This is a genomic window from Leptothoe sp. ISB3NOV94-8A, assembly GCF_043421595.1.
Lineage (GTDB): Bacteria > Cyanobacteriota > Cyanobacteriia > Phormidesmidales > Phormidesmidaceae > Leptothoe > Leptothoe turfae.
In genome coordinates, this window is sequence record NZ_JAXSQW010000001.1 from 2,679,229 (window position 1) to 2,703,695 (window position 24,467).

The 24,467-nt window shown below is 49.5% G+C and carries 14 protein-coding genes; 10 read left to right on the forward strand and 4 right to left on the reverse strand.

The features are described from left to right. Positions 1-16: 16 nt before the first annotated feature. The 3 genes from ycf46 to SPB21_RS11695 all read left to right on the forward strand — a co-directional run bounded on the left by ycf46 (position 17) and on the right by SPB21_RS11695 (position 2,609). On the forward strand, positions 17-1,525 hold the full coding sequence (gene ycf46, locus SPB21_RS11685) for a stress-responsive protein Ycf46 (RefSeq protein WP_499866616.1): 1,509 nt from the start codon (positions 17-19) through the stop codon (positions 1,523-1,525). Positions 1,526-1,683: 158 nt separating this feature from the next. Further along, positions 1,684-2,034 (forward strand): DUF1257 domain-containing protein, encoded by a 351-nt coding sequence (locus SPB21_RS11690; protein ID WP_163663137.1) that lies wholly within the window; start codon positions 1,684-1,686, stop codon positions 2,032-2,034. A gap of 251 nt (positions 2,035-2,285) precedes the next feature. Continuing rightward, a complete protein-coding gene (locus SPB21_RS11695; RefSeq protein ID WP_006514521.1) occupies positions 2,286-2,609 on the forward strand; it encodes an ArsR/SmtB family transcription factor in 324 nt (107 codons plus the stop codon). Positions 2,610-2,628: 19 nt separating this feature from the next. Here SPB21_RS11695 and SPB21_RS11700 read toward each other — a convergent pair whose 3' ends face one another. Then, positions 2,629-2,913, reverse strand: a complete 285-nt coding sequence (locus tag SPB21_RS11700) for an MSMEG_0570 family nitrogen starvation response protein (protein WP_163663135.1) — start codon at positions 2,911-2,913, stop codon at positions 2,629-2,631. Between the two features lie 136 nt (positions 2,914-3,049). Here SPB21_RS11700 and SPB21_RS11705 point away from each other — a divergent pair, with 136 nt between their 5' ends. Continuing rightward, positions 3,050-4,297 carry an amidohydrolase family protein gene (locus SPB21_RS11705; RefSeq protein ID WP_499866617.1) on the forward strand — a complete coding sequence of 416 codons (1,248 nt, stop codon included), beginning with the start codon at positions 3,050-3,052 and terminating at the stop codon, positions 4,295-4,297. Here the strand turns inward: SPB21_RS11705 and SPB21_RS11710 are convergent. Next, positions 4,258-5,406 carry an MSMEG_0565 family glycosyltransferase gene (locus SPB21_RS11710; RefSeq protein WP_163697164.1) on the reverse strand — a complete coding sequence of 383 codons (1,149 nt, stop codon included), beginning with the start codon at positions 5,404-5,406 and terminating at the stop codon, positions 4,258-4,260. The two genes, SPB21_RS11705 and SPB21_RS11710, sit on opposite strands and share 40 nt — an antisense overlap. Positions 5,407-5,790: 384 nt before the next feature. Here SPB21_RS11710 and SPB21_RS11715 point away from each other — a divergent pair, with 384 nt between their 5' ends. From SPB21_RS11715 to SPB21_RS11725, 3 genes are all read left to right on the forward strand, one after another. Then, on the forward strand, positions 5,791-16,851 hold the full coding sequence (locus SPB21_RS11715; RefSeq protein ID WP_499866618.1) for a LamG-like jellyroll fold domain-containing protein: 11,061 nt from the start codon (positions 5,791-5,793) through the stop codon (positions 16,849-16,851). 213 nt (positions 16,852-17,064) lie between these two features. Continuing rightward, positions 17,065-17,997, forward strand: a complete 933-nt coding sequence (locus tag SPB21_RS11720; RefSeq protein WP_499866619.1) for a phosphate/phosphite/phosphonate ABC transporter substrate-binding protein — start codon at positions 17,065-17,067, stop codon at positions 17,995-17,997. Positions 17,998-18,092: 95 nt separating this feature from the next. Continuing rightward, positions 18,093-19,727, forward strand: a complete 1,635-nt coding sequence (locus tag SPB21_RS11725; protein WP_499866620.1) for an ATP-binding protein — start codon at positions 18,093-18,095, stop codon at positions 19,725-19,727. A 52-nt stretch (positions 19,728-19,779) separates the two neighbouring features. Here SPB21_RS11725 and SPB21_RS11730 read toward each other — a convergent pair whose 3' ends face one another. Beyond that, positions 19,780-19,980: a hypothetical protein gene (locus SPB21_RS11730; RefSeq protein ID WP_163662953.1), complete on the reverse strand. Its 201-nt coding sequence runs from the start codon at positions 19,978-19,980 to the stop codon at positions 19,780-19,782. Positions 19,981-20,293: 313 nt separating this feature from the next. On the opposite strand from SPB21_RS11730, the gene SPB21_RS11735 reads away from it, so the two are divergent. The 3 genes from SPB21_RS11735 (at position 20,294) to SPB21_RS11745 (ending at position 22,953) form a co-directional block, all read left to right on the forward strand. Beyond that, on the forward strand, positions 20,294-20,566 hold the full coding sequence (locus tag SPB21_RS11735) for a hypothetical protein (protein WP_499866621.1): 273 nt from the start codon (positions 20,294-20,296) through the stop codon (positions 20,564-20,566). Positions 20,567-20,658: 92 nt separating this feature from the next. Continuing rightward, positions 20,659-21,648 carry a ribose-phosphate diphosphokinase gene (locus tag SPB21_RS11740; RefSeq protein WP_499866622.1) on the forward strand — a complete coding sequence of 330 codons (990 nt, stop codon included), beginning with the start codon at positions 20,659-20,661 and terminating at the stop codon, positions 21,646-21,648. A 126-nt stretch (positions 21,649-21,774) separates the two neighbouring features. Next, positions 21,775-22,953, forward strand: a complete 1,179-nt coding sequence (locus SPB21_RS11745; protein WP_499866623.1) for a TIR domain-containing protein — start codon at positions 21,775-21,777, stop codon at positions 22,951-22,953. Positions 22,954-22,957: 4 nt separating this feature from the next. Here SPB21_RS11745 and SPB21_RS11750 read toward each other — a convergent pair whose 3' ends face one another. Then, on the reverse strand, positions 22,958-24,361 hold the full coding sequence (locus SPB21_RS11750) for an HTTM domain-containing protein (RefSeq protein WP_499866624.1): 1,404 nt from the start codon (positions 24,359-24,361) through the stop codon (positions 22,958-22,960). Positions 24,362-24,467: the final 106 nt, after the last annotated feature.

Below are 24,467 nucleotides of genomic sequence, written 5' to 3' on the forward strand. Positions count from 1 at the left end.
TGAGAGGATAAAAATTATGAAAGAAGAGCTCCAGGTCCTAATTAAGGCTCAGTATCCTCTGATTTACTTGCTCACGTTCGAGGAAGAAAGAGCGGAGCGGACAATTGCGGCGATTACTAAGCAGCAGCCCCAGAGGCGTATGTATACGTGGACAGTGACCCACGGTATTGTTGAATACGGTCAAACTCGGGGGTCTCAAAATGGCAACACCGTTTCTCCTGAGGCTGCCATTGATTGGGTGATCCGTCAGAAAGATCCGGGTATTTATATATTTAAAGATCTGCACCCATTTATGGACTCGCCAGCGGTGACGCGATGTTTGAGGGATGCGATCGCAAGTTTCAAAGGCACCAATAAGACAATTATGCTGATGTCTCCAGTGCAGGAGATTCCGGTAGAGCTAGAAAAAGAAGTGGTAGTCCTGGACTTTTCTATGCCCACCATGGGTGAATTGAATCAGGTACTGACTGCGGAATTGACTAAGGCCCACAGTGCCAACATTACAACTGACGTACGGGAAAAGCTGTTGAAAGCAGCCCTAGGCCTGACGGAAGATGAAGCGGAGAAAGTATTTCGTAAATCCCGAGTCGTTTCAGGAAAGCTGACTGAATCAGAGGTAGACATCGTTCTGTCTGAGAAAAAGCAGCTGATTCGTCGCAACGGTATCCTGGAATATATAGACGAGGATGAGACCCTTGATTCGGTTGGTGGTTTAGAAGAGCTGAAGCGCTGGTTGAGGCAACGTTCCAATGCATTTACTGAGCGGGCGCGTGAGTATGGTTTGCCCCAGCCAAAAGGAATGTTGATTCTGGGTGTTCCCGGCTGTGGTAAGTCTCTAATTGCCAAGACAACGGCTCGCCTGTGGGGCCTGCCCCTGTTGCGGTTAGATATTGGCCGAGTGTATGACGGTTCCATGGTGGGTCGTTCTGAGGCCAACTTGCGCAGTGCGTTACGTACAGCTGAATCAATTTCGCCAGCAATTCTCTTTATTGATGAGATCGATAAAGCCTTTGCCGGTGGTGCCGGTTCTGCTGATTCTGACGGTGGTACCTCTAGCCGTATTTTTGGTAGCTTTCTGACCTGGATGCAAGAAAAGAATTCGCCAGTGTTTGTCATGGCAACGGCTAACCGGGTAGAACGGTTACCCAGTGAGTTCTTGCGTAAAGGTCGTTTTGACGAAATCTTCTTTGTAGATCTACCCAATGAAGAAGAACGTAAGGAAATATTTAGAATTCACCTCAGTAAGCGCCGCCGCGATATCGAACGATTTGATTTCGATCAGCTTACTAAGGTATGTGAAGGTTTTTCGGGGGCGGAGATTGAACAGGGTTTAATCTCTGCAATGTATGAAGCGTTTGCCCAAGGTCGTGAGTTTAATCAACTCGATATTATTGCCGCTATTCGGGCGACCTTACCGTTATCTAAGACCATGAATGAACAGGTAACGGCGCTTCGCGACTGGGCACGACAACGTGCTCGCCCCGCAGCTTCATCCGTCGCTGAATATCAGCGGATGGAGTTTTAACAGGCTTTTGTTAGGGGTTCCCCCTGGCAAAGGGCTAACCTTAAGGGTTAGCAGTTTTTGAAGCAATGGCTTAGCAAATAACCATCTTTAATTTGTTAATCTATTGGCTTTGCGTTTTTAGTTCTGTATCTCTCATTTTCCTACTGGAGGAAACACCAATGTCTCATTTTAGTACTCTACGCACTAAGATCACTGAAGCTGAAATTCTCACGTCTTCTCTGAAGGACCTCGGCATCTCTGTTAAGACTGATGCGGATGTTCGTGGCTACAACGGTCAGCGCGTACGTGCTGACATCGTAGCTGTTCTAGAAGGTGAGTATGATCTAGGCTGGTCCCGCAATACTGACGGCTCCTTTGATCTAATTGCTGACCTTTGGGGTGTTGCTAAGAAGCATAATCAAACTGAGCTAATCAACTCCATTAACCAGAAGTATGCCGTTAACCGCACTTTAGCTGAGGTTAAGCGCCCTGGGTTGCAGAATGCGAACGTGAAGCTAGTACTTCAGTAGCAAGACTACTACTACTGCTGCTTCCTATACGCGTTCCCGCGCAGTGTTAAGCTGGCTCATTGAGAGCCAGCTTTTTTGTTGGTGTGGTGATGAGTGAAAAAATAATGAGAATTATTAGAGAATAAAATACTGTGAGATATCAGCTAATGAGAAGTCTCTCATGCTTATCAATTTGATGGCAAAATTCAATAGTTTTAAGTTCTTGCTTTCTCTCTTAAGCGCTATGATTTCAAATAGATATACAAAGGATCATGAAGACGACTGCCGCGACTATTTCTAATGACGTTCTGCCACTTTTTCAAGCATTTTCAGAACCCTACCGTTTACAAGTAATTGAGTTATTGCGCGAACGCGAACTATGTGCCTGCGATATCGCGAATCATTTAGGTATTAGCGCCTCTAAGCTCTCGTTTCACCTCAAAACGCTGCGCGAAGCCGGACTAATCCAGGGTCGGCAGGAAGGACGTTGGATTTACTATCGATTAAACTTACCCCAGTTTGTGGTACTGGAGCAGTATGTATCAGAGTTTCGACGCTTAAGTCCAATTCTTCCTGCACGCAATTGTCCAAGTTAAACCATGGTTGAATAAATCATTATTGAAACTTGAGAACGGTGACTTTACTGTCAGGCTGTTCTAAGTACCGCTGAGCAGTGTCTTCAATTTTTTGTAACTGTCCCATGGCTAGGCCACAGGGGAAACCATATTTAGCCTTAACTCGATCGCTAGCAGTCTGAAGAGAGTCTCGAGAGCGCTGTAGAAATTCAGTGATGGTATAAGATTCACCTACTTGAAAGTATTCTTGTACTACCAGTGAAGGAGAATAACAGCTTTCCTGCTGACCGTCTGGCCACTGGATATGAAATCGGATCTCAGGCATGATGCTTATAACAGATGGGGGAGTAGAGTATAGAACTGCCTAAATTGGCATATATATTCATATAACCACGATAACGGAAACTGTTTTCTATCATCTGTAACAGACATTTGAGTTGTGCTCAGGCAGGGGATAGCAGATGGTCATAACGCTAAAAATCGTCGATGCCACATTGCCGGGACGAGAGGGGCGCTGGTCAATCGCCATGCAAGGGTGTGTCATAACTGAGGTTGCACCTCAGATCGAGGCCTCTGCCCAGCTCACCTTAAAGGCTAAGGGTAGGTTAGTAATCCCAAGTTTGGTGGATGGCCATTTACATTTGGATAAGGCTCTGTTGCTGACTCAACGCCCTGCCCAAACTGGCACATTTCAAGAAGCGTTGGCAGAAACGGGGAATCTTAAACAGCGTTTCACCATTGAGGATATCCAATCGCGGGCTCGCGATGTGATCAAACGCGAGATTAACTTTGGCACAACCCTCATGCGCAGTCATGTCGAGGTTGATCCAATACTACAGCTAACGGCGATGGAAGCATTACTCCCGTTGAAGCATGAGTATGCCTGGGGATTGACGCTACAGCTGGCTGTATTTGCCCAGGAGGGCATTACCCATCAGCCGGGCACGGTGGATTTATTGCGACAGGCCATGACCATGGGGGGGGACGTGATTGGTTCGGCCCCTTATGTTGATCCAGATCCAGAGCAAAATATTCGCATCATTTTTGATCTGGCCCAGGAGTTTGACTGTGATGTTGATTTTCACCTGGACTTTTTGGATGATGACTCGCCGTTGTTGTTGCCCACAGTTGTTGAAGAAACCCTAAGGCGTGGTTGGCAAGGTCGGGTGTGTTTAGGGCATATGACAAAGCTAGCCGGACTCACACCCGAGATTTTGCGAGAAATGGCTGCGATGTTACGAGATGCGGGTATCTCGGTTTTGGCCCTGCCTGCCACTGATCTTTATATGATGGGGCGAAAAGATAGCCACAATGTGCGGCGTGGCGTGGCCCCTATTGATCAGCTGATGAATGATGGGGTGACCGTCGGGATCGCCACTAACAATATCCAAAATCTGTTTACTCCCTTTGGGGATGGGGATGTGTTAAAGATTTGCACCCTGCTTGCCCAAACGTTGCAACTGGGCACGGCTGAGAGTCATATCCAATGTTTAGAGATGGCGACGACCTCTGCGGCTAAGGCCATTGGTGTTAGCAACCACGGTATTGCTCCTGGGAATATGGCAGACCTGATATTAATCGGTGCAAATTCCGCTTCTGAGGTCATTGGCACTGCCCCCATAGAACGTCGTGTGATTAAACGCGGGAAGATTGTTGCTGAGACCCATACTCAGCGTATATTGTTAAGCCCTGAGACCAACTCGTTGTAAAGTTCCAGATGCATTTTAGCGGACTGTTGCCAGCTGTAATGGCTGATAATAGGCTGGCTGTGGTGGATGAGTGGTTGGGCAATAGTAGGGTTAAGAAGATTAAGCATGGCTGTTGCGATCGCACCCACCTCTTCGGGCGCTACTAGCCTGGCCTCCTGGGGTGACAAAAACTCAGTAAACGGCGCTTGATTAGAGGTGAGTACCGGCAATCCAGATGCGATCGCCTCTAGCACCACCAGGCCCCAGCCTTCCTGCACAGAGGGAAATACAAAAACATTGGCTAAACGATAGAGCGTTGGTAAGTCCTTGTCAGGCACTACTCCGGGCAGCACCAGACCATCGGCCAGGTCATAGGCCTCCACCAGAGCCATAAACGCTTGTCGGTAGGCCTGATAGTCAAACAGCGTTGCCCCCCCAGCAATAACCAGCTGTGCCTGGGGTTGCACCTGCCTCACCTGATGAAATGCTTTAAGTAAATTGATTGAGTTTTTGCGAGGTTCAATGCCCCCCACCGTCAGGTATACGGGGCCACTGCGGATGCCATAGCTATTGGCTAAGGCCGTTTCAGACCCATCAGGATTCGCCGAGAACCGCCTACTCACACCGTTAATCACTCGATGGGCCTGGATATTGTAGTCTTCTGCAAGCACCTGCTGCCACACATCGCTGACGCACAGACAGCGGGCGGGCTGATGGATGGATTTCTCCTGACAATTTTGTAAGTAGGGACTTTGGAAGTCTTCGATGTGGTGAACGGTGCGTACAAAATGGGGAATACGAGCCTGTTGTTGAAGGATGGCTAGGGCATTGGCGCTGAGACAGTCTTGGGCATGGTAGATGTCATATTGCTGGGGATGGCTTTGGAAAAACGTTACGAACTCACCAATGCGTTGTTGGATCAGCTGATCGATACCAGCATCACAGGGGGCAGCCGGTACAGAGCAGGTTGGGAATGCGGTTGGCCGGTGAAACCCTTGTCCATCTTTGTCCAGGGCAAAAACGCAGGGATGGTGACCGAGTTCAGCCAATGCCTGAGCCAGCTCTAAGGTGTGAATGACGCTGCCACGGGGCTTGGTGGAGTAGGTGAGGAGTGCAATGCGGAGAGCCATAGTTTTTGTTCACCCGATGATGTTAGGACCGGCCATTAGACACGGTTAGGTATCTTTAGATATTTCTTTACATTTTTTACCATGTTATTTGAACTCAGCGTTGCAAGAGACTGTTGGACGTTATTCGTTTGCGCTTAAAACTTTTACTAGGGCAGGGTTTTAGAAAACTCTCATTCTCTTCTCAGGATTTTCTTAGCTAAGGCCCAAAGCTTGTTTTAGGGAATCTTCATCTGGCGCTCTGTAGCCTGCATAGACTCCCATAACCAACGCTTCAATGCTGCTAAAGAATCACGTTCGGGTCGGTTACTGCTGGTGGCTTGACTGAGCTGGCTCAATGTCTAAGCTTATTCCGAATTCATAAATTCTATTCTCTCTTTTCTCACTATGTTAGATACCTTTATCAGAACCTATAACGCCAACCGCACCTACCTTCACACTACGATGTTGCGGCACGAGGGTACCGTGATTGCTTTTGCAATGGATGCGGAGCGTCATATCTATTACTCGGTCCTAGATTTAGAGAATTCCGAGATTGATAGCACCTTAGATGTGGAGTTCTGGTCAGAAAACCCAGTGGAGCTGAGATTCCCCACTGAAATTTCTAAAGTTGGGTTTGGGATCGCGGATCAGTATGCGCTACCCACGGTTCAACAGGGGAATCGGACGCCAGTGCCCCCTGAGGTGCGAGTGCCCCCTGAGGAAGTCGATACATTTTTATCATCAACGGCTCGTTTAACGGCAGAGGCTCCATTTCAGGTGCTTTCAGATGGGCGTCATGTTTACGTATTTAGACAGGCCGTGGCCGCCAAGCATCCTGATAGTGTTAATCGTCTGGATCAAGAGGGGAATCTGGTCACGGATTTAGAGGGCGAACCAGTTCCCATTGTTGATAACACTCTGTTGTTAGATCGATTTGTGCTAGCTGGCAATCAACTCCAGCCCCGGAGAGAGGTACGGTTTCGCCGCAGCCGCAGCCGCACCCGACCCCAGAGTAATAAAGACACTCTAGGGGCAGTGGATATGGAAGAACGGCCCTTTATAGAACCCACCCAGGAACTAACCTTTGTTCGGCATCTGCAGGAAGGGCGCTTCTCGGTATTGTTGTTGCCGACCCAGGTGGTGCGTGTGGAGCGGTGGCAGATTTTTGCCTATAACGGTCGCACTGGGCAAATCGATGCTTATAATGTGGAGCGCTCCGCAGAAGGGTTGTTTAACACCCGTGGTACCCAGGCAGGCACCGATTCAGGCTTTGCGGAGTCGGCGCTGCGGTTTGACCAAAATAGCGATCGCATCTCCCTGCCCGCCAGCATTATCCAAACCCCCACCTTCACCCAAGAAGCCTGGATCTTTCCCCAAGAAACGGTTTCGGCCCCTGATAATCAGCTGGGTCAGGCTCTACTCAGCGGCAGTGAGCCCGATGCTGTCAACGCGCCGCCCTCCGTATGGATTCAGGGCAATACCCGCGTCCGTGCGGGCTTTGGTGACGGGCAAGCATTTCACACCGTGGTTACCGGCGGTATTTTGATTCCCCAACGCTGGAATCATCTGGCCGTCTCCTTTGATGGTGTGGTCTATCGGGTGTATGTCAACGGGCAGCTGCGGTTCCGCACCACCGTCGATACCTTTAGCGGCGCTAATCCAAGTGCTACACCGCTCAGCTTTATTGGGTCTCCCACGGCTGCCTTCCACGGTCTCATTGACGAGGTGCGTCTGTGGAAGCGGGCCCGCACCATCATTGAAATTGAGCGGGATATGCACCAGCGGCTGACGGGTCAGGAGTCTGATTTGCTGCACTATTGGCGTTTGGATGAGGGCTCAGGCGATCGGGTCTATGACCAAACTGGCAATGCCCAGCCCGGCACCATCAGCGGTCCTGACTGGGTGATTTCCACGGCCCCCATCGGCAACAACTCCAGCATCAACCGCAGCAGCTTTCAGCTAGAGGAACGGCGGGTTGTTACGACCGATAATGGCCCAGAAGAACAATTTATTCGGCGTACGGTGCAGTCGGGTCTATCAGCCCTGCTTTACTACTATCAGGAGAATGCGGCCACTGGCTATGACCAGGAAGAGAAACCTCTCCAGCAGAGTGCCCGAGTAATGCTGGCTGTGGCCACCCAGGGAGATGACCCAACTCGTAATGAGATTGCCACCCTGGACTTTGGTATCTCTGCCAGCGGGATGCTTAGCCAGATACCCGACAATCTGCGCTTACCCGTCATCAATGCCACCGAAGAGGGCGAGCTATCTGTTAATGAACAGCTGGATCTAATTAGCGATCGCGAACAGCGAATCATTGGTCTACAGGAGGAGATTACCAATCTGGGAGACTCCATTGATGAACTCAATCAAGCGGCTAATAGCATTCAGCGCGTAGTTAGCCCCCAGAATCGAAGTACTTTCCCGATTCCAGCAGGGAATGAGAACCTGGACCAGGCGCGCCTGCAGGATCTAAGTGCCAATTTGCGCAGCCCCCACAGCAACCTGACACTGCTGGAGGCGTTTGAGCAGCTGATTAGCGATCGCAACACCCTCAGCGACTTACAGCAAACCCAATCAGTTCTGATCAACAATCGCAACTCCGCCCGCATCACCGTATATCAACACAGCGGGTTTCGGGGCAGACGGGCCAGCTTTGGCCTGGGTGACGTTGGCTACAATGACCTAAATTCCAGGGGGTTGCATGACGAAATTACCGCCATTAGCCTACCGTCCGCCCTACCGGGAGAACCATCACCGCTCCAGGTAATTGTTTATGAGCATGTTAATCGGGGTGGTCGCTCTCGATTGATTGCCAGCAGTGTGTCCAATGTTGGTAGAGATTGGAACGACCGGATTTCTAACATACTGGTGCAGACCAGCTCTGCTTTTACAATTCGACTCCAGGAGATTGGGCAGCAGATTAGTGAATTGCAGGATGCGATCGCAAATCTTGAATTTGATCTCAACAACATCCGTCAGGCTTTACTGGGCACCCGCAACCAGCGCCAGCAGCGTCGTAACGAGGCACAGCAGGCGCTGGCCAGTCTCCAACAAGAACAAAACAGCATTCGCGATCTGCTAGATAACGGTGTTTCTGTACCAATGCCGTTGCTCCACACAGACCGCACCGGGCTGTCGGTGTCTGGCGGCATTCTCGGCTTTGCCTGGACTGTCGATACACCGCTACTGTACGACAGTGCCGTAGGTCGGTTGGCCCTCTATTTTCGCGGTGCAGATGATCAGTTTTTTGTTACCTACTACGACACCCTGACCCAGCGCCCCCGGTTTGAGCTCAGCGACGATCAAGCCATCACTACGGTTATTTGTGCCAGTCGGTCGGTAGAAGCAGAATTTGACCGCCTCGCTATTCATCTCAGCGAAGAATCTACCCCTGACACCTGCACCGTTGAAATTGGCTTTATGGTGCTTAACGAGAGTACAGGTGTGGAAGAACTACAGCCGGTGGAAACCTGGCGATCCGTCCCCCGTCAGCCACAACAGTTTGCCGATGTGCTCAATGGGTTTGCCGGTGACAGAATCTTCGTGGGTTCAGGTTCGCTTCAGGTAACAGCCGGACGTGCCGACAGTTTGATTGTGGAGGGCGGTATTCAACAGTCTTTGCCGGAGGGTGCCACCCTGATTGTGGGGGACATTCGAGTCACCCTGAGGACAGCCGCCCCTTCCGAAACAATTGAGCTGCTGATCGACAGCAATGTAATCAATCCCCCCCAGGAGAATCGTCCTGTTTTCTATCTGCCCTACGATTACGAAGTTAACGCCAGTACCACCCAGGAAAGTGCCAGTTTGCTAGACGGATCACTGCTATTGGCCGCTGTCAATACTGACGATGGAGATAGGCTGCGGGTTAGTCAGTCAGTGCAACCCGCTCCCACCCTCTCGTCTCGCTGGGTGGCCGCAGCACCGGGACGTACCCTGGCCTTTAACGGCAGCACCAGCGTGGCTACTTCGGCCCAACCCGAACGGTTTGCCGTAGAAGGAGATTTAACCCTGGAAGCCTGGATTCAGCCCAATCAGGTGGATGAGCGGGCCAACGTGATCCATCACCGGTCGACCAACAGCCGCTATCTGATGGGCTTAGAATCGGCTGAATTGCAATCTGCGTTAAATCTTGATGGCACCAACGACAAAGTTAGAATTCCCAACCAAGATCATCTAAATTTTGTTGGAGAGATTACGTTGGAAGCCTGGGTAAGGACCAGTGCCAACGCCACCAACGGCATTCGTAATCTAGTGGTCCATGGCATTAGCGCCAATGCTGAGGTCTATCTACGGATTAACCAGGGCCAATATCAGGTGGGTTCATTTAACGGTACTGATCACTTTACGGCGGCTGATATTCCTGAGGGAGATGCCAATGGCCTCACCTGGGTGCATTTAGCGGGAGTGTATGATGGCACCACCTGGCGTCTCTATCGCAATGGGGAAGCAATCGGCAGCACAGAAGAAGAAGTCGGTGCGATTCCAGTCAATGCCGACTGGGCCATTGGTGGGCATCCTACTAACAATCAACGACAGTTTGACGGCGATATTGATGAAGTACGCATCTGGCAGCGAGTGCGGACAGCAGCCGATATTCGGCAGGATATGAACCGTCGGCTTGGGGGACAAGAGCGCGGGTTAGCTGGCTACTGGCACTTTGATGGCGCTGCTGCCACCGACTTCTCTCGCCATGAAAATCACGGCACTATTCTGGGTGAGCCTGCTCAAACATCGTCACCAATTCCAGGGTATCGCCTGGTTACCGGCACTGGGAATCAGGTGGTCCAGGTTAATCAGGTCGTCCCTGGCGGTAACTGGACCCATTGGGCCACAGTCTACAATCAGTCCTACGGTTTAGAATTTAGCGGTAATTCCGACTCTTTTCTAGACTGTAGTAACAATTCCACGTTAGACCTGACCCAAGATTTAACCTTAGAGACATTTGTACAGCTAGATAACCTGAACCAGCCCTACAGCCTGATCACTAAGGGCAGGCTCGATGGTGTAACTGAAGATGAGGCGGTTCCCTATACGTTTTATGTCAATACTCAGGGCCGACTGATCTTTGTATTTGAGGATTCTGGCCACATCAAACATGCCTTCTTCTCAGATGAAACTGTTAGGGCAAATCAGTTTTATCGGTTAGCGGTCACTCGCCAACGACAGACGACAACGGAGGAAGGAGAAGATGACGCTGGCTTGCCGACTGTGGATGTTAATACTCAATACGATGTCACCTTTTACATTGATGGTCGAGTTGTGGGTAGTCATAGCTATCGCAGTGGCAGCGGTCAGCCCCGTGACATTGGGTCGAATAATCAGTCAGCAGAAATTGGCTCCGGATATTTCTTTGATACCAATCGATTTCGCCAGCTGACCGTCAACTCCGACAATGAGCCAGGGCTGCCGGACGATGATAACGATACCTTGCTGTTGGAAGAGCGTGATAAATTAAGGCGTGCAGCACGGTTGCTCGGTCTTCCCGATAACATTCCTACTAATCCCAATGCTGGTAGTATTCAGCGGATACGACAGCTAGCTGCGACCGGGTTTTCTGTATTTCCCATGGCCGGTCGCATCAGTGAGATACGAATTTGGAATGTCGCCCGCGCTGGGGATAACGTGGGGGTCACGATTCAGGGTAATGAATCCGGTTTGGTTTCCTGGTGGCGTTTAGAAGAAAACGATGGCAACGTAGCGTTTGACGCTAGAAGCAACAACCATGCCCAACTGCGAGGACAGCTTGACTGGGTGGCTAACCCAGACCCCTTGGGCTCCACCCTAATTGTCTACCGTGATGGCGTGAGTGTAGAGACAACCCCTGTTGACCAATCTAACTGGGTGAGCTTAGAAACTCAATTTACCCTGGGGGCAAGTCGTCGCAGTGGCCTAAGGGACTTCTTCCAAGGAGAGATGGAAGAGGTGCGAATCTGGCGACAGGTGAGAACGGTTGAACAGATTCAGGATAATCTGTTCCGTCGGCTACAGGGCGATCGCGAACGGTTGGTGGCCTACTACACATTTGACCCTGAGCGGGGTGAAACGGCCCAATCGCTACAGCTGTCGGATCGCTCACTACAGGCCAATACCTTAGCGGTTAGCAACAGCACCTATGTGCTGTCAACCGCCCCCATCAGTGATGAGACACCCCAGGTACGTAGCGCCTTAGCAGGTATTCGCACCACCTTCCATGGCACCATTCAAAGTCAGCCGGGCATTGCTGAATATGGCGATCTACAGTTCGACGCCGACAACAATCAAATTGGTGTCTTTAAGCGGACTTACACCACCATTCGCAATCATGAATGGCAGCTGATTACTGGCTTTGCGGTGGGCGATCTGATTACGGAATGGATTGGCCAGGTGCAGTTTGATCCCCAGCTGATTGGCTACATTGAGGGAGCGCCCCCTGTCCCCAGTGAAAACCTGACCAGCACTGGCACTGTCTTGGGAGAGTTTGCTGACTATAACAGCGCCACCGCCGTCGAGATTACGGATGTGGATAGCACAATCTTCACCTATGCAGCCTCTAAGGATCGGGGCTTTGATACAGAAATTGAAACCTCCGCATCCTTTGGTTCTATCTCTCAGTCGCAGGCGGGTACACCCTTTTTCCTCTCTAGTGTTGAGAATACACGGGTTTTAGTGGGGGTGCGGGCCAAGTTTGAAAACTCCCTAAGCTGGCTGGAAAGTGCAACCACGGGCAGTGGTCGTACCACCGGTCGCATCAGTCGTTTAGAGCTGCGGGGCCGGGTGGAAAATGTGGATGAGGTGGCCCACAGTATCGGTCGTCGGTTTGTGCCAGAGAATGTAGGGTTTGCCCTGGTGCAGTCAGAAACTGCGGATGTGTTTGCCCTGCGGCTGCAGCATAACAACGCCCTGGTCTCTCTCCAGATGCGTCCCAATCCCGATATTCCACCGGATCGCAACATTATTACCTTCCCGATTAACCCCACTTACACCAAGCAGGGAACCTTGGATGGAAAAGTCGGGTTAGAGGCCGACACCCACTATCCTAATGCCCTCACCTATAGCTCAGACAGCAGCTATTTCAAACCAATTGAGGCCTATAATCTGCGCGATCGCATCCAGCGCGAAGAAGAACAAATTGCCGCATTTTATCAGCAGTATGATGCCGGAGCTATTGGTCGGCGTCAAAATGCCCTCAACTTTACCAGTGGTGACCTGGCCACCGGACGCACAGTAGAGCAACTGCCGCGTGTGCAAAAACGTAATATCGTCAATAACTATGTCTGGACCGCTGATGGTGGCACCTTTGTTGAATCCCAGGAGACTTTAGACATTGTTCAAGAAACCACAGGAGGAGACTATTCTTTCCGGGGTCTGGCCGGTGTCGATGTTTCAGCAGCGTTTGCCATCAGTAAAGTAGCCACTCGATTTACCCTCCAGGCTCTATTTGGTGGACATCTAAATCTCACGGTTACCAAATCCCAAGAAACGGAATCCACCTTTGCCCTGGATGTTAATCTGGACGGTGTGGAGGGCGATCTGTTCTTGCGGGATGAAACGGGCCGAATTATTACCGAAAATAATGACCCCTTTAATCCCAATCGCCCGGTGCGGCAGGCTGGTAAAGTGGATGCCTATCGCTTCTTGTCGTTTTACCTGGAACCCAGCAGCAACAACTTTGACACCTTCTTTAACCAGGTGGTAGACCCCATCTGGCTAGAGCAAAGCAACGATGCCAATGCGGCAGCCCTGCGACAGGCCAGCCAACAGACCGAACAGCCCCCCTGCTGGCGAATGATGCACCGCATTACCTATATCAGTCGCATTTTGCCCCGCTTTAGTGACCCCAATATGCCCCCCCTAGAGCAGGCGCTGCCCACCCTCAACATTGACAGTAACTATGAGCTAATTCGTCGGTTAGAACCCTATGTAATCGACCAGATTAATAACTTCCCGGCCTTTGTGCGGGCGGTGCGCACGGCAGTGGCCACCTACTTCCCAGCCCTGCAGCCCCACACCGATGCCATTGTGCAGTTTATGCAGCTTTACTATGGCATTACTGAAGAAGACAGCATTATCCCCAGCGGTGAGCTGCCGGAACTGACGGATGGGCGGGCTCCAAACCGGGCTCCGGTAGTGGATGCCGGGGTAAATCAGGTGATTGCCCTAAGTGAGACGGTGGAACTGCAGGGTGCGATCGCAGATGATCGTTTAGACAACAGTGCCCTTTTTGTCACCTGGACCCAGATTGATGGCCCTGGCAACGTTCAATTTGACGATATCCACGCCATTAATACCACTGCCCAATTTAGCCAGCGTGGTTTCTATCGACTGCGCTTAACCGCCAGCGACGGTCTACTGACCTCCAGTGACGATCTCACCGTTTTGGTAAATGAAGCGCCCGTGCTAAACGTCGGCGATGATCTGGAGGTTGGCCCCGGCGGTTCGGTGGAGCTGCTGGGCGAACTCCTTAGCGATGGTCTGGGCGATCCAGCACAAGGGGAAGTCCGCGTCCAGTGGACCCTGGAAAATGGACCGGGGCCAGTCACCTTCAGCAACCCCCAAGCACTACGCACCACCGCCAGCTTTGAGCGCAGCGGCAGCTATATGCTCCGGCTGACCTCCGATAACAGTTCCCTTTTCTCCAGTGCTGACATTACAGTCTCGGTGGCGGAGAGAGTGTCGCAACAGCTGCAGGTGCTTTACACCTTTGATGAAGGTGTAGGTACCCAGGTAAGAGATGTTCAAATCGAGGCTGACCCCCTCAATCTCACCATTGCCACCCCCACCGCGGTCACTTGGGGTACCGGTTCACTGCAGCTACAGGCCCCCAGCCAGCTTCAGGCAACTGATACCCGTCGTTTAGTAGCCGCTATGCAAGCCAGTCAGGCCCTCACCCTAGAAGCCTGGATTACCCCTGCTGTGGAAAACCATACCGGTCTCGCTCGCATATTCACCCTGTCCAACGGAGCCACTGAACGCAACGTTATCCTGGGACAAACCGGCAATCGCATCCATGTTGGCATACGCACCAGCACCACCAATGCCAACGCTAGCGATAAGGCCCTGGCAGGCGGTGTGGTCACTACGGATGCTCCCATGCATGTGGTCTGCACCCGTGAGCTATCGGGTCTCACCCAGCTGTATATCAATGGTGAACAAGTTGCTAGCCGACAAATTGATGGAGACTTTTCCACCTGGGCCTCCGACTTTGCCCTGAGCTTGGGAAGTGAACAGGGAGAACTGCAGGATAATCGCAGCTGGCTGGGTCGCTTCCACTTAGTAGCACTCTACAGCCGTGCCCTCAGTGCGATAGACGTACAACAAAACTACCAATTTGGTGCAGATACCAATCTCACACCGATTGTGTTTGCAGGGCAAGACCAGGTGATCAATATCCCAGAGGATGCGCAGCTTCAGGGGGCCGTGTTTGATGAGCGATTGCTACCGGAAGAACTGACGGTGCAATGGTCGCAGCTATCAGGGCCAACGGGGGTGATTTTTGCCAACCCCAACGTCCTCAACACTGCGGTTACCTTTGAACGCAATGGCCGCTATGAGTTGCAAATAACAGCAACAGAACCGGTCACCGATGGAGACACTATCTCCGATGAATTTGTTCTGGCTGCCAGTGATGAAATTACCGTTATTGTGAACCAGGCCCCCGAGATTAATGCCGGCAGTCTGCCACCGGTTAATCTCTCTGATCAGGGGTCTGCCACCGTTGAATTGACTGGACAAATCCTCAATGACGGTCTCGGTGCGCCCCAACAAGGGCAAGTCTCCATTGATTGGGAGCAGGTGAGTGGGCCAGCCCCCGTGAGCTTTAGCAGTCCTACGAGCCTGACACCCACAATTACCGTGACTCAGCTGGGAGAGTATGTGCTGCGGCTATCGGTTAATAACGGTCATTTCACCACCCAGGCAGAGACCACATTTTATGCAAACCAAGCGCCTAACATGACGGCCACCACGGAGCCGCTGGTGACTCTGCCAGCAGCAGCTATCCTGACGGGCACAGTTCTCTCCACCGGGCTGGGTAACCCCGAAGAAACTGTTATCGCGACCTGGAGTCAGCTGAGTGGCCCTGGCACCATGACCTTTGCCAATGTCAATGCCCTGGAAACCACTGCCACATTCTCCGTTGGCGGCAACTATGGGGCACGGCTCACGGTGGATAACGGCCATTTCTCTCGTAATGTTGATGTCATAATTGTGGCCAACGAAGCACCTTTAGTGGATGCAGGCCCCGATCAAACAGTTACGGGGTCCGCCACTGTGGAATTAGATGGCACCATTAGCGACGATGGTCTTCCTGTTATTCCTGGCCGTGTTGCTCTTCAATGGACCACAATGAGCGGTCCAGGAGAGGTCACATTTGCCGATGCTGCGGCTGACTTTACCACGGCCCAATTCTCTAAGACTGGCACCTATGTGCTCCGGCTCACCGCAGATGACGGCGCTGTTGCGGTGAGTGATGACGTGACCATCATTGTTAACCAGGCACCTTTGGTGGATGCAGGCCCAGACCAGCTGATTACGCTGCCCATTACGGTTCAGCCCGATGGCACGGTACAAAATGGTATTCCGGCCACGGTCGAACTGAATGGTGTTGTTGCCGATGATGGTCAGCCACTATTGACACCAACTACAGTGTGGCGTCAGCTGAGTGGCCCCCAGCCTGTGACATTTGCCGATGAGAATGTTAGCCGCACCACGGCAACCGTACCAGCCTCAGGCCGCTATGTGTTGCAATTAACAGCCAATGACGGGGCTGTTGCTGTTAGCGATGAAATCAATCTTTTGGTGACGCCAAGGATCACCGCAGGCTTGCAGTCTTTGTATACCTTTGAGGAGGGTACGGGCAGTGTTGTTCAGGATATCTCCACGGTGGGAGAGCCGTTGAATCTTGTTGCAGCTGACCAGCCAATTCAGTGGTTGGAGAATGGGCCAGGAATTGCGATCGCACAACCCACTCTCCTCACCACAGAAACTCCGGCAACAAAGTTGGTGACCGCCACTAGGTCCACCAACGAACTCACCATTGAAGCCTGGCTCGAACCTACCCAAGTGACGCCTGGTGAGGGAATACCGGCTCGTATTGTCACTGTCTCAGAAGATGCGTCCAACCGTAATTTCACCCTAGGACAAAATGATAATGGGTATGTAGTCAGGCTGCGGACAAACACCTCTGACGAGAACGGTACAGATCAACCTCTGGCAGGGGGCACCATCACCCCAGGCCAAACCATCCATGTGGTTTATACCACGAGTACCACAGGGGAGGCCATTCTCTATCTCAATGGCAGTGAAGTCAGTCGCCAACAGATTCCCGAAAACTTTGCTGCCAGCTGGGATAATAGCTTCCGCTTTGCCCTAGGTGATGAACTCTCAGGAGCACGCGCCTGGTTAGGCAAAATTCATCTGGTAGCCATCTATAACCGAGCCCTAAGCCAGACTGAAGTGCGACAAAACTTTGCCATTAGACTCTAGGAAATCTCCGCCTTAGGAGGGCCGTAGCGTACTGCTCTGACATCAGAACAGTACGCGCTTTATCTTGCAATGTAACTTTTTTCTATGAATTTAGAAAATTCTTCCTGTTAGAATTTGTCCAAGGGGGAAGTGATAAAGAATATTCAGAACCATAGAGTTAACTTGTTAAGTATGCTGCCTGTACGTATAAGATCCTTCTCTTTACTTAGCGTAATGTTAGGACTATTATTGGTGGGCTGTGGTTCGGTCAAATCAACGACTGATTCAACCGAAAGTGCATCAGTAAGTACTTCAAGTGCTTCTGAGTTAACGGCTAATGAAGTCCTTATTCTGGGTGATATCTCTAAAAAACCCACCCAAAAAATAGAACGATACCAGCCCCTGGCTAATTATTTAGCAAATCGTTTAGAAGACGTCGGTATTAAAAAAGCAACTGTCAAAATTGCCCCTGACCTGGAAACGATGGAAACCTGGATAGAATCTGGTGAGGTGGACCTTTACTTCGATAGTCCTTACCCTATTATAGTCGTTAGCATCAAAACAGGCGCTACTCCCATCCTGCGGCGTTGGAAAAAGGGTGTTGCTGAATATAACAGCATTATTTTCACCCGTAATGACAGCGATATCGACACCATAGCAGATTTGCAAGGGAAGCACATCGCATTAGAAAGCAATATCTCCACATCAGGTTATATGTTGCCGCTGGCATATCTCAAAGAAGCAGGTCTGATCCTAGTTGAGCAGTCGCTAGATATTGAAGAGTCGCTAGACAATAAAAGCCTTCAAGTTAATGAAGTTGGATTCATTTTTAGTGGAGATGAGGACAATACCGTTGAACTGATCCTCACGGATAAAGTCGATGCTGGGGCAGTTGATAGTGGTACGTTTGCTGAACTGCCAGACGATGTCAAGTCCTCTATGAAAGTCATTTTAGAGACTGAGTTTGTTGCTCGACATATTGTACTAGCAAGCCCCAGACTACCAACTGAGCAAATAAATGCCATAGAGGCACTTTTACTGGATATGGATAAATCGCCAGAAGGTGAAACAACATTAGAAAGCTTTGAAGATACTGTCAAATTTGATGATTTTCCCGTGGAACAATCCATAGAACGCTTAAAGGAGCTCTATGATCTAACATTCTAACAAAGACTGCTTCAGTACAAGCGTTTCAATACATGTGGAGATTCATCGGGTTGCACAACCAAAATGGTTCGCTTACCAACAAACTTACACTCACTATGAGTTGTTTGGCTGTGGGGGGAGTGCTGACTGTGGGGAGCTCTGCATTGTTACGTGAACGCATCAGCTTTCGCAAAGATCTAGAACAACAGGCTGAACTGCTTCTGGATACATTATCAGCAGCTAACAGTGATGCTCTTTATTTTAATAAATTTGATGAAGCTGGAGAGATCATCAATAACCTTGACAAGAACTCTCAAAGTAAGCGATTAATAATTTCTGCTCGACTCTACCAAAAGGATGGACGTGTCATCTCAGATACCTTTACCGAAGACTATAAAGTCCTGAGTCTCCAGCCAGATCCCTTAGGACAGAAGATTCTTGCTAGTCAACAACTGGTTTTAGATTGGCAGGATGAGAAATTAATTGCTGGTAAACCCATTTTGGTTGGGGAAGACGTTGTTGGTGCAGTCAGCATTGGTTTTTCGACTAAACCACTACAAACAGAACTGCGTCAGACTTTATTAGAAGGACTGATGGCAGCTGTCATCATTGCTATTATCAGCATCCTATTAGCCCGTTTGCTGAGTCGTTCGATTACCAAGCCTCTCCAACAGCTGACTACAGCTACGAAACAGATATCTACAGGGGAATGGGGACAAACCATTAACCTCCAAACCAATGATGAGCTAACGACACTGTCAAATGCGTTTAATCACATGAGTGGCCAACTCCATAATGTGGTTGAATCACTGAAATTGCAAACCAATGAATTAGAAAACAGTAGACAGATGGCTCAAACCAGAGCTAATGAATTAGAGCAAACCCTAGGAGAACTTCGTAAGACTCAAGAGAAACTTATTCAACAGGAGAAAATGTCTAGTTTGGGTCAGATGGTGGCGGGTGTGGCTCATGAAATCAATAATCCAGTCACCTTTATTCAGGGTAATGTAGAGCCTGCGCAAGAGTATGTAGCAGATCTGTTAAACTTAATTGAGCTTTATCAGAAACATTATCCCAATCCCCATGAAGAGATCTTAGCTGAAGAAGACGCCATTGATCTACCTTTCCTAAAAGAAGATATCTCAAAATTACTCTTCTCGATGAACATGGGGTCTGAGCGCATTACTGCAATTGTTAATTCTCTCAAAACGTTCTCACGGTTGGATGAAGCTCTTTGTAAAGCGGTTGATTTACATGTGTGCCTTGATAGCACATTAGTTATCTTAGATCATCGCCTTAAGGGTCAAGGTCACCGCCCTACAGTTGAGGTCATAAAGGACTATGGCACGTTGTCTGCAATTGAATGCTTTGCAGGACAGCTCAACCAGGTATTTATGAATCTCATTGCCAATGCCATTGATGCGTTTGAAGAACCTGACCCAGCGTTAGAATTGAACTCTGAGAAAACAAGTCAGCGACAGATTTATATCTGCACTTCGATGACCGATAACGATCATGTTCTAATTCAAATTCGAGATAATGCTGGGGGCATGTCTGTAGAGGTACAGTCACGCATTTTTGATCCGTTTTACACGACTAAACCCGTTGGCAAAGGCACCGGCTTAGGGTTAGCCATTAGCTATCAAATCATCACAGAGTTACATGGAGGGCAGCTCACATGCGAGTCTATCCCTGGGCAGGGCACAGAGTTCTTAATCGAAATTCCCAGTAGTCAACCATTGGCAACCTAAGTGTCATCCGTTTCACACTGAGGTGTCAAAAGGCTCTCTTAACGGGGTAGCTTCATTTTGGTTGATTTTTATAGGAGTGTTCAACTCTGCTAATTAATTTTTCAGCCATCATGATGGCATTCGAGAGAAGAATTTGCTCTTGCTGTCCCCTGGCTTCTTCCTCACTAACCATGGTGTAAATGTGAGGATTAGCCAGCATACCTGCCAATAGATGGCTAGCAATGGTTTTGAGCTCTTTTTCCTGGGTCGTCATGGTCACTCCTTCCCTAAACGTGGTCTACTTTAACTGTCGTTTCCTTCTGTGGTTACAACTGATTGTATGTATTACAACCGATTGTATGTAAATGATGTGAAGATTTTATGGGGGAATGCAGCACTAGTATCCGATGGCAGAAATTTGGCAGTAATTGCATCCACCCATCCACCCATTCACATTTGATAGTGGCAAACTTACACCACAGAGTACTAGTCTAGCCTCACAGGATCCTCAACTTGTCTGTGTACCTTGAAGATGGGAAGGTCTCAGGGGCTATAGAAGAAGCTGTTCAGGTGAAGGTGGATGAACGATGACTGTACAGGCCAACGATAATATTTATCCACTCTACAAGCGTGAAGCGCCTGAAGAATGGCAGGTGACTAACGGCATGACCAAGCGCGAGCATTTCGCCAGTATGATTATGCAGGGATTAATTGCCCACCATGGCTATGGAGAAAGTCATTTTGCCAGAGGGCAGGAGATTGCTCGATGGTCTGTGCACCTGGCTGATGCCCTGATTGATGAACTCAATCGGCACAATCAGTCTGATGAAAGCAACCTGTCTTCTACCCACCAAAATTAAACTATTGATCTTTTGTAGGGAATGCTGCACCAGGGTTTTATGGGAGGATACGTTTTTTTAGCCTATGCTAGGGGTGGTTAAGAGGTGCTGCTATGGATGATCGGGCTATCAAAATTTTCAGCCTAAATACCAGTCGGGAATTTGGGAAGAGGGTTGCAGCTCATCTGGGCCTTGTCCTGAGTCATCATGAAGAGAGAGACTTTGAAGACGGTGAACATAAGACGCGTTCATTAGTTAATGTGCGAGGTCAGGATGTGTATGTGATCCAGTCTCTCTATGGTGAACCTGGAATCAGCGTCAATGATAAACTCTGTCGACTGCTGTTTTTTATGGGTGCCTTGAGGGATGCCTCAGCTGAACGTGTGACTGCAATTGTTCCTTATCTTTGCTATGCCCGTAAAGACCGCCGGACAAAGTCTCGGGACCCGGTAACGACCCGATATATTGCTCAATTGTTAGAGTCAATTGGTTGCGATCGCATCGTTACCCTTGATGTCCATAACCTGGCAGCCTTTCAAAATGCTTTTCGCTGTCCTGCCGAGCATTTAGAGGCAAAAAACACATTCGTACATCACTTTGCGTCCCTACTTGACGAGCGTGACATAGTGGTTGTGTCTCCAGATTTTGGTGGCGCTAAACGGGCCGAAGCATTTCGTAAACAACTTAGCCAGAAGCTTCAGCGTGATATCTCCATTGCCTTTGCCGAAAAACATCGCAGCTCGGGTGTTGTGTCTGGCAGTATGTTGGTTGGCGAGATTCAAGGCCGTACGGCCATCATCATTGACGACCTCATCAGTAGTGGGACCACCCTGGCTCGCACGGCAAAAGCTTGTCGTAGTCAAGGTGCTGCAGCCGTTTATGCCGCCGCTACCCATGGTGTCTTTGCCAAGGAATCCAACCATATTTTGGCGATTCCCGACCTTGAGAACATCATTATCACCGATACTGTTCCATCGTTCCGGTTGACGGCCAGTGAGGTGACGGCCAAGCTTACGGTTTTAGATACAACACCGCTGTTTGCTGAAACCATTCGTCGACTCCATAGCGGTGGCTCATTGGTGGCCCTTTTAGACTCCCCATAAAGGGCTAAATCAATGGGATAACTCAATACTTTAGTATGAAAAATCACCCTAGATGCGTCATTAAACTGAGCCGGATTTTGGGCATAAATGTTTGAATGGCTTACTAGGCGATGATACCTAGGAAAAATGAACCAGATATATATTTCCTATGCGTGGAAAGATAATAAAACCGAGCAGGGACGTCAGCGAGAGGCGTTAGTCGATCGGATTTGCGCCGTACTACTGGCCAGACGGTATAACTTGATTCGCGATCGCAACCACCTCACCCTGGGCCAAAGCATTGAAAAGTTTATGCGGGAAATTGGTCGTGGTAACTATGTGATCCTGGTCATTAGCGATAAGTACCTGCGCTCTGAGTATTGTATGTTTGAAGCGCTGGAGATAATGAAACGTAAGGACGACCAGCAGAGGGTTTTCCCCGTTGTTTTATCGGATGCTAATATCTATAGCCGTGAAGGACAGGTGGACTATATTCAACATTGGCAAACGAAAAAAGAGCAGCTATCGGCCCTGATGGGTCCTAATCCGTCCGATGAATATTCGGCCATGGTTGATGTGGCGAATAAAATTGCCGAGATTGCCACTCATGTAGATGACTTTATCCAGTTTGTTAGAGATAAACTGAGCATCGACCCTGCTAAGAACTTTGATCAGTTTATTGATCACCTCATTGGCAATATTAAAGAAGATTCTCAACAGCTGAGAAGCACAAAATCTATCTTGGTGGCAGGCACAGGTAAATTTCATCTTCCTGCTGAGATTAACTGGTGTGCCCAAAAGCTAGGTAAGAAAATCGCAGAACACACCTACCATTTAATTACAGGCGGTTGGGAAGGCGTGGACTATGTTGTTGCTGATGCATTTGCTCAACAGCTATCTCAGGATAATGTACGTTTAACGGGCAAGCTCACACAAATTGTTCCCCGAGGAAAGCAGCCTGTGTTTAAGGGGGGTGCAGTGCAGTATACGGAATCTGGTGTGAATGAATGGCTGGATTGTTTACAACGGTCAGATTTAGTCATTCTGTTAGGGGGTATTGGTGGCACCTATGAGACCTATGAGTATGCCAGACAGGAACGCATTCCGGTACTTCCCATTGTGTGTACCCATGGGGATGCTAAGCGGGTATTTGATGAAATGCTGAGAAATTGGGATCGGTCGCTGATGGGGGGGATAGCGCCTGAAAAGTTTAAGTCGCTGAATCAGTACATTAATGATGCTGAAACCGCAGAAGATGTGATTGAAGATGTAATGGAAATGGTGGATGAGATTATTTTCTCCAAGACAATGTTGAGGTCCTCGTAGGGGTTTATTCTGTTAACTGCTCAGATAATGGTATTTCTAACGGCAAGATCCAATCTGCTGGCATCAACGATTGCCGCTTCTTCGACAAATCTACGGTTGGATCAATCAGTTGTTGTTTTTCTCGTCCATTAAGAGAAGCAAAGGCTTCAGCTCTCACTTCAATTGAGTCTTTATCGTCCCCACCAATATCCTCAGCAATCATATGGCTTAACTGCAAAATCATATCCGGTCGGGCCGCCATCTTACGCACTTGCCAGCGAGGCATAATATCGTATGGGTCTAAGGCGCTCACCGAATTGTCCCGCGTGTTGGTAATAATAAATTTCACATCGGCATCTTTTGAGCGTAGTTTCATATGCCAGGCAAACCGATGACCTTCTTCGGTCCAGTTCGCATCACCTGGATAGAGATAATGGCGAAATGGCAAGAGTAACTGTAGGGCCAGGTAAATGCCCAACAAAGTCAGGATCGCTATGTGCCTGGGTGTCAAGCGGGCTGGAGCAGACTGGTTGCGATCGCTAAATCTTTGTCTTACCAAACGCCGGGGCCAGTCAGGATAGAAAAAGATAGCCGTTGCCGCAATCATGAACCAGGGGAAAATGCCAATGTTAAACAGTTGGACATTCATCAAGTGAAAGGTTAGTGCCAGGACAAACGCATAGGGCCGCGTGCGTCGCCATATTAAAAAGGGCACCACCAACAAATCCAACAACAGTCCCCCATAGCTCAGAAAGTAAACCATCCATTCCTGAGTAAAAAAAGAGCCAATGAGCGGAAAATCTGTGCGAGCCGCCATCCACATACGCATCGGCTCCCCTTGCAACCAGTCACCGTTAATCTTGGCCAAGCCTCCATAAAAATAAGGAATCCCCACATGGATGCGTAAGAGCCACAGCGTCCAAGCCGGAACCGTTTGAGTACGGATGCCGGGTCGTCGCCAGGCATCAAAGGAAAAGGCGCGGTGGGTGGGGATAAAAATCAGGATGAAGCTGATTAAGCAGATTAAATAAAAGTGGTTGAGGTAGCGCGCTTTCTCTAATAAAAAAATATAGGTAAACCCTAGAAAAAATAGCACTGCACTGACGCGATACCAGATGCCCAGGGCAATAAAAGCTGCCAGAATACCGAGACCTACAAAGTGGATATACATGCCCTGACCTGGCCAGGGGTGGAACCACTCAAAGCCAAAGTAAGGAAAATTGAGAATAGGATCGATCCAGTAGCGGGCGATCCAACCCTTGTCAAAATACCGCCACACTTCCCAGAGCATGATGCCGCCAAAGGCCATGCGAAAGTAAACCAGTACGGCAATATCCACTGGGGCAAATAGAGAACGCCAAAGCGGTTTTTGCAGATATCTTAAAAGACGTTGCGACTTAGGATTATCAACAGTGAGGGGGCTTCCCATAACTTACAGGATGTATTGAGCTCGTTACCGTTATAGCCCAATCCACCTTGGCCTAAACCAAGTGGGTTGCCATGCACATTTCATCTTTGATTGATATGAAAATAAG

Bases quoted from the DNA above. Each gene is read 5' to 3' on its own strand.
- ycf46 (WP_499866616.1), top strand. From the start codon at position 17: ATGAAAGAAGAGCTCCAGGTCCTAATTAAGGCTCAGTATCCTCTGATT.
- SPB21_RS11690 (WP_163663137.1), top strand. From the start codon at position 1,684: ATGTCTCATTTTAGTACTCTACGCACTAAGATCACTGAAGCTGAAATT.
- SPB21_RS11695 (WP_006514521.1), top strand. From the start codon at position 2,286: ATGAAGACGACTGCCGCGACTATTTCTAATGACGTTCTGCCACTTTTT.
- SPB21_RS11700 (WP_163663135.1), bottom strand. From the start codon at position 2,913: ATGCCTGAGATCCGATTTCATATCCAGTGGCCAGACGGTCAGCAGGAA.
- SPB21_RS11705 (WP_499866617.1), top strand. From the start codon at position 3,050: ATGGTCATAACGCTAAAAATCGTCGATGCCACATTGCCGGGACGAGAG.
- SPB21_RS11710 (WP_163697164.1), bottom strand. From the start codon at position 5,406: ATGGCTCTCCGCATTGCACTCCTCACCTACTCCACCAAGCCCCGTGGC.
- SPB21_RS11715 (WP_499866618.1), top strand. From the start codon at position 5,791: ATGTTAGATACCTTTATCAGAACCTATAACGCCAACCGCACCTACCTT.
- SPB21_RS11720 (WP_499866619.1), top strand. From the start codon at position 17,065: ATGTTAGGACTATTATTGGTGGGCTGTGGTTCGGTCAAATCAACGACT.
- SPB21_RS11725 (WP_499866620.1), top strand. From the start codon at position 18,093: ATGAGTTGTTTGGCTGTGGGGGGAGTGCTGACTGTGGGGAGCTCTGCA.
- SPB21_RS11730 (WP_163662953.1), bottom strand. From the start codon at position 19,980: ATGACGACCCAGGAAAAAGAGCTCAAAACCATTGCTAGCCATCTATTG.
- SPB21_RS11735 (WP_499866621.1), top strand. From the start codon at position 20,294: ATGACTGTACAGGCCAACGATAATATTTATCCACTCTACAAGCGTGAA.
- SPB21_RS11740 (WP_499866622.1), top strand. From the start codon at position 20,659: ATGGATGATCGGGCTATCAAAATTTTCAGCCTAAATACCAGTCGGGAA.
- SPB21_RS11745 (WP_499866623.1), top strand. From the start codon at position 21,775: ATGAACCAGATATATATTTCCTATGCGTGGAAAGATAATAAAACCGAG.
- SPB21_RS11750 (WP_499866624.1), bottom strand. From the start codon at position 24,361: ATGGGAAGCCCCCTCACTGTTGATAATCCTAAGTCGCAACGTCTTTTA.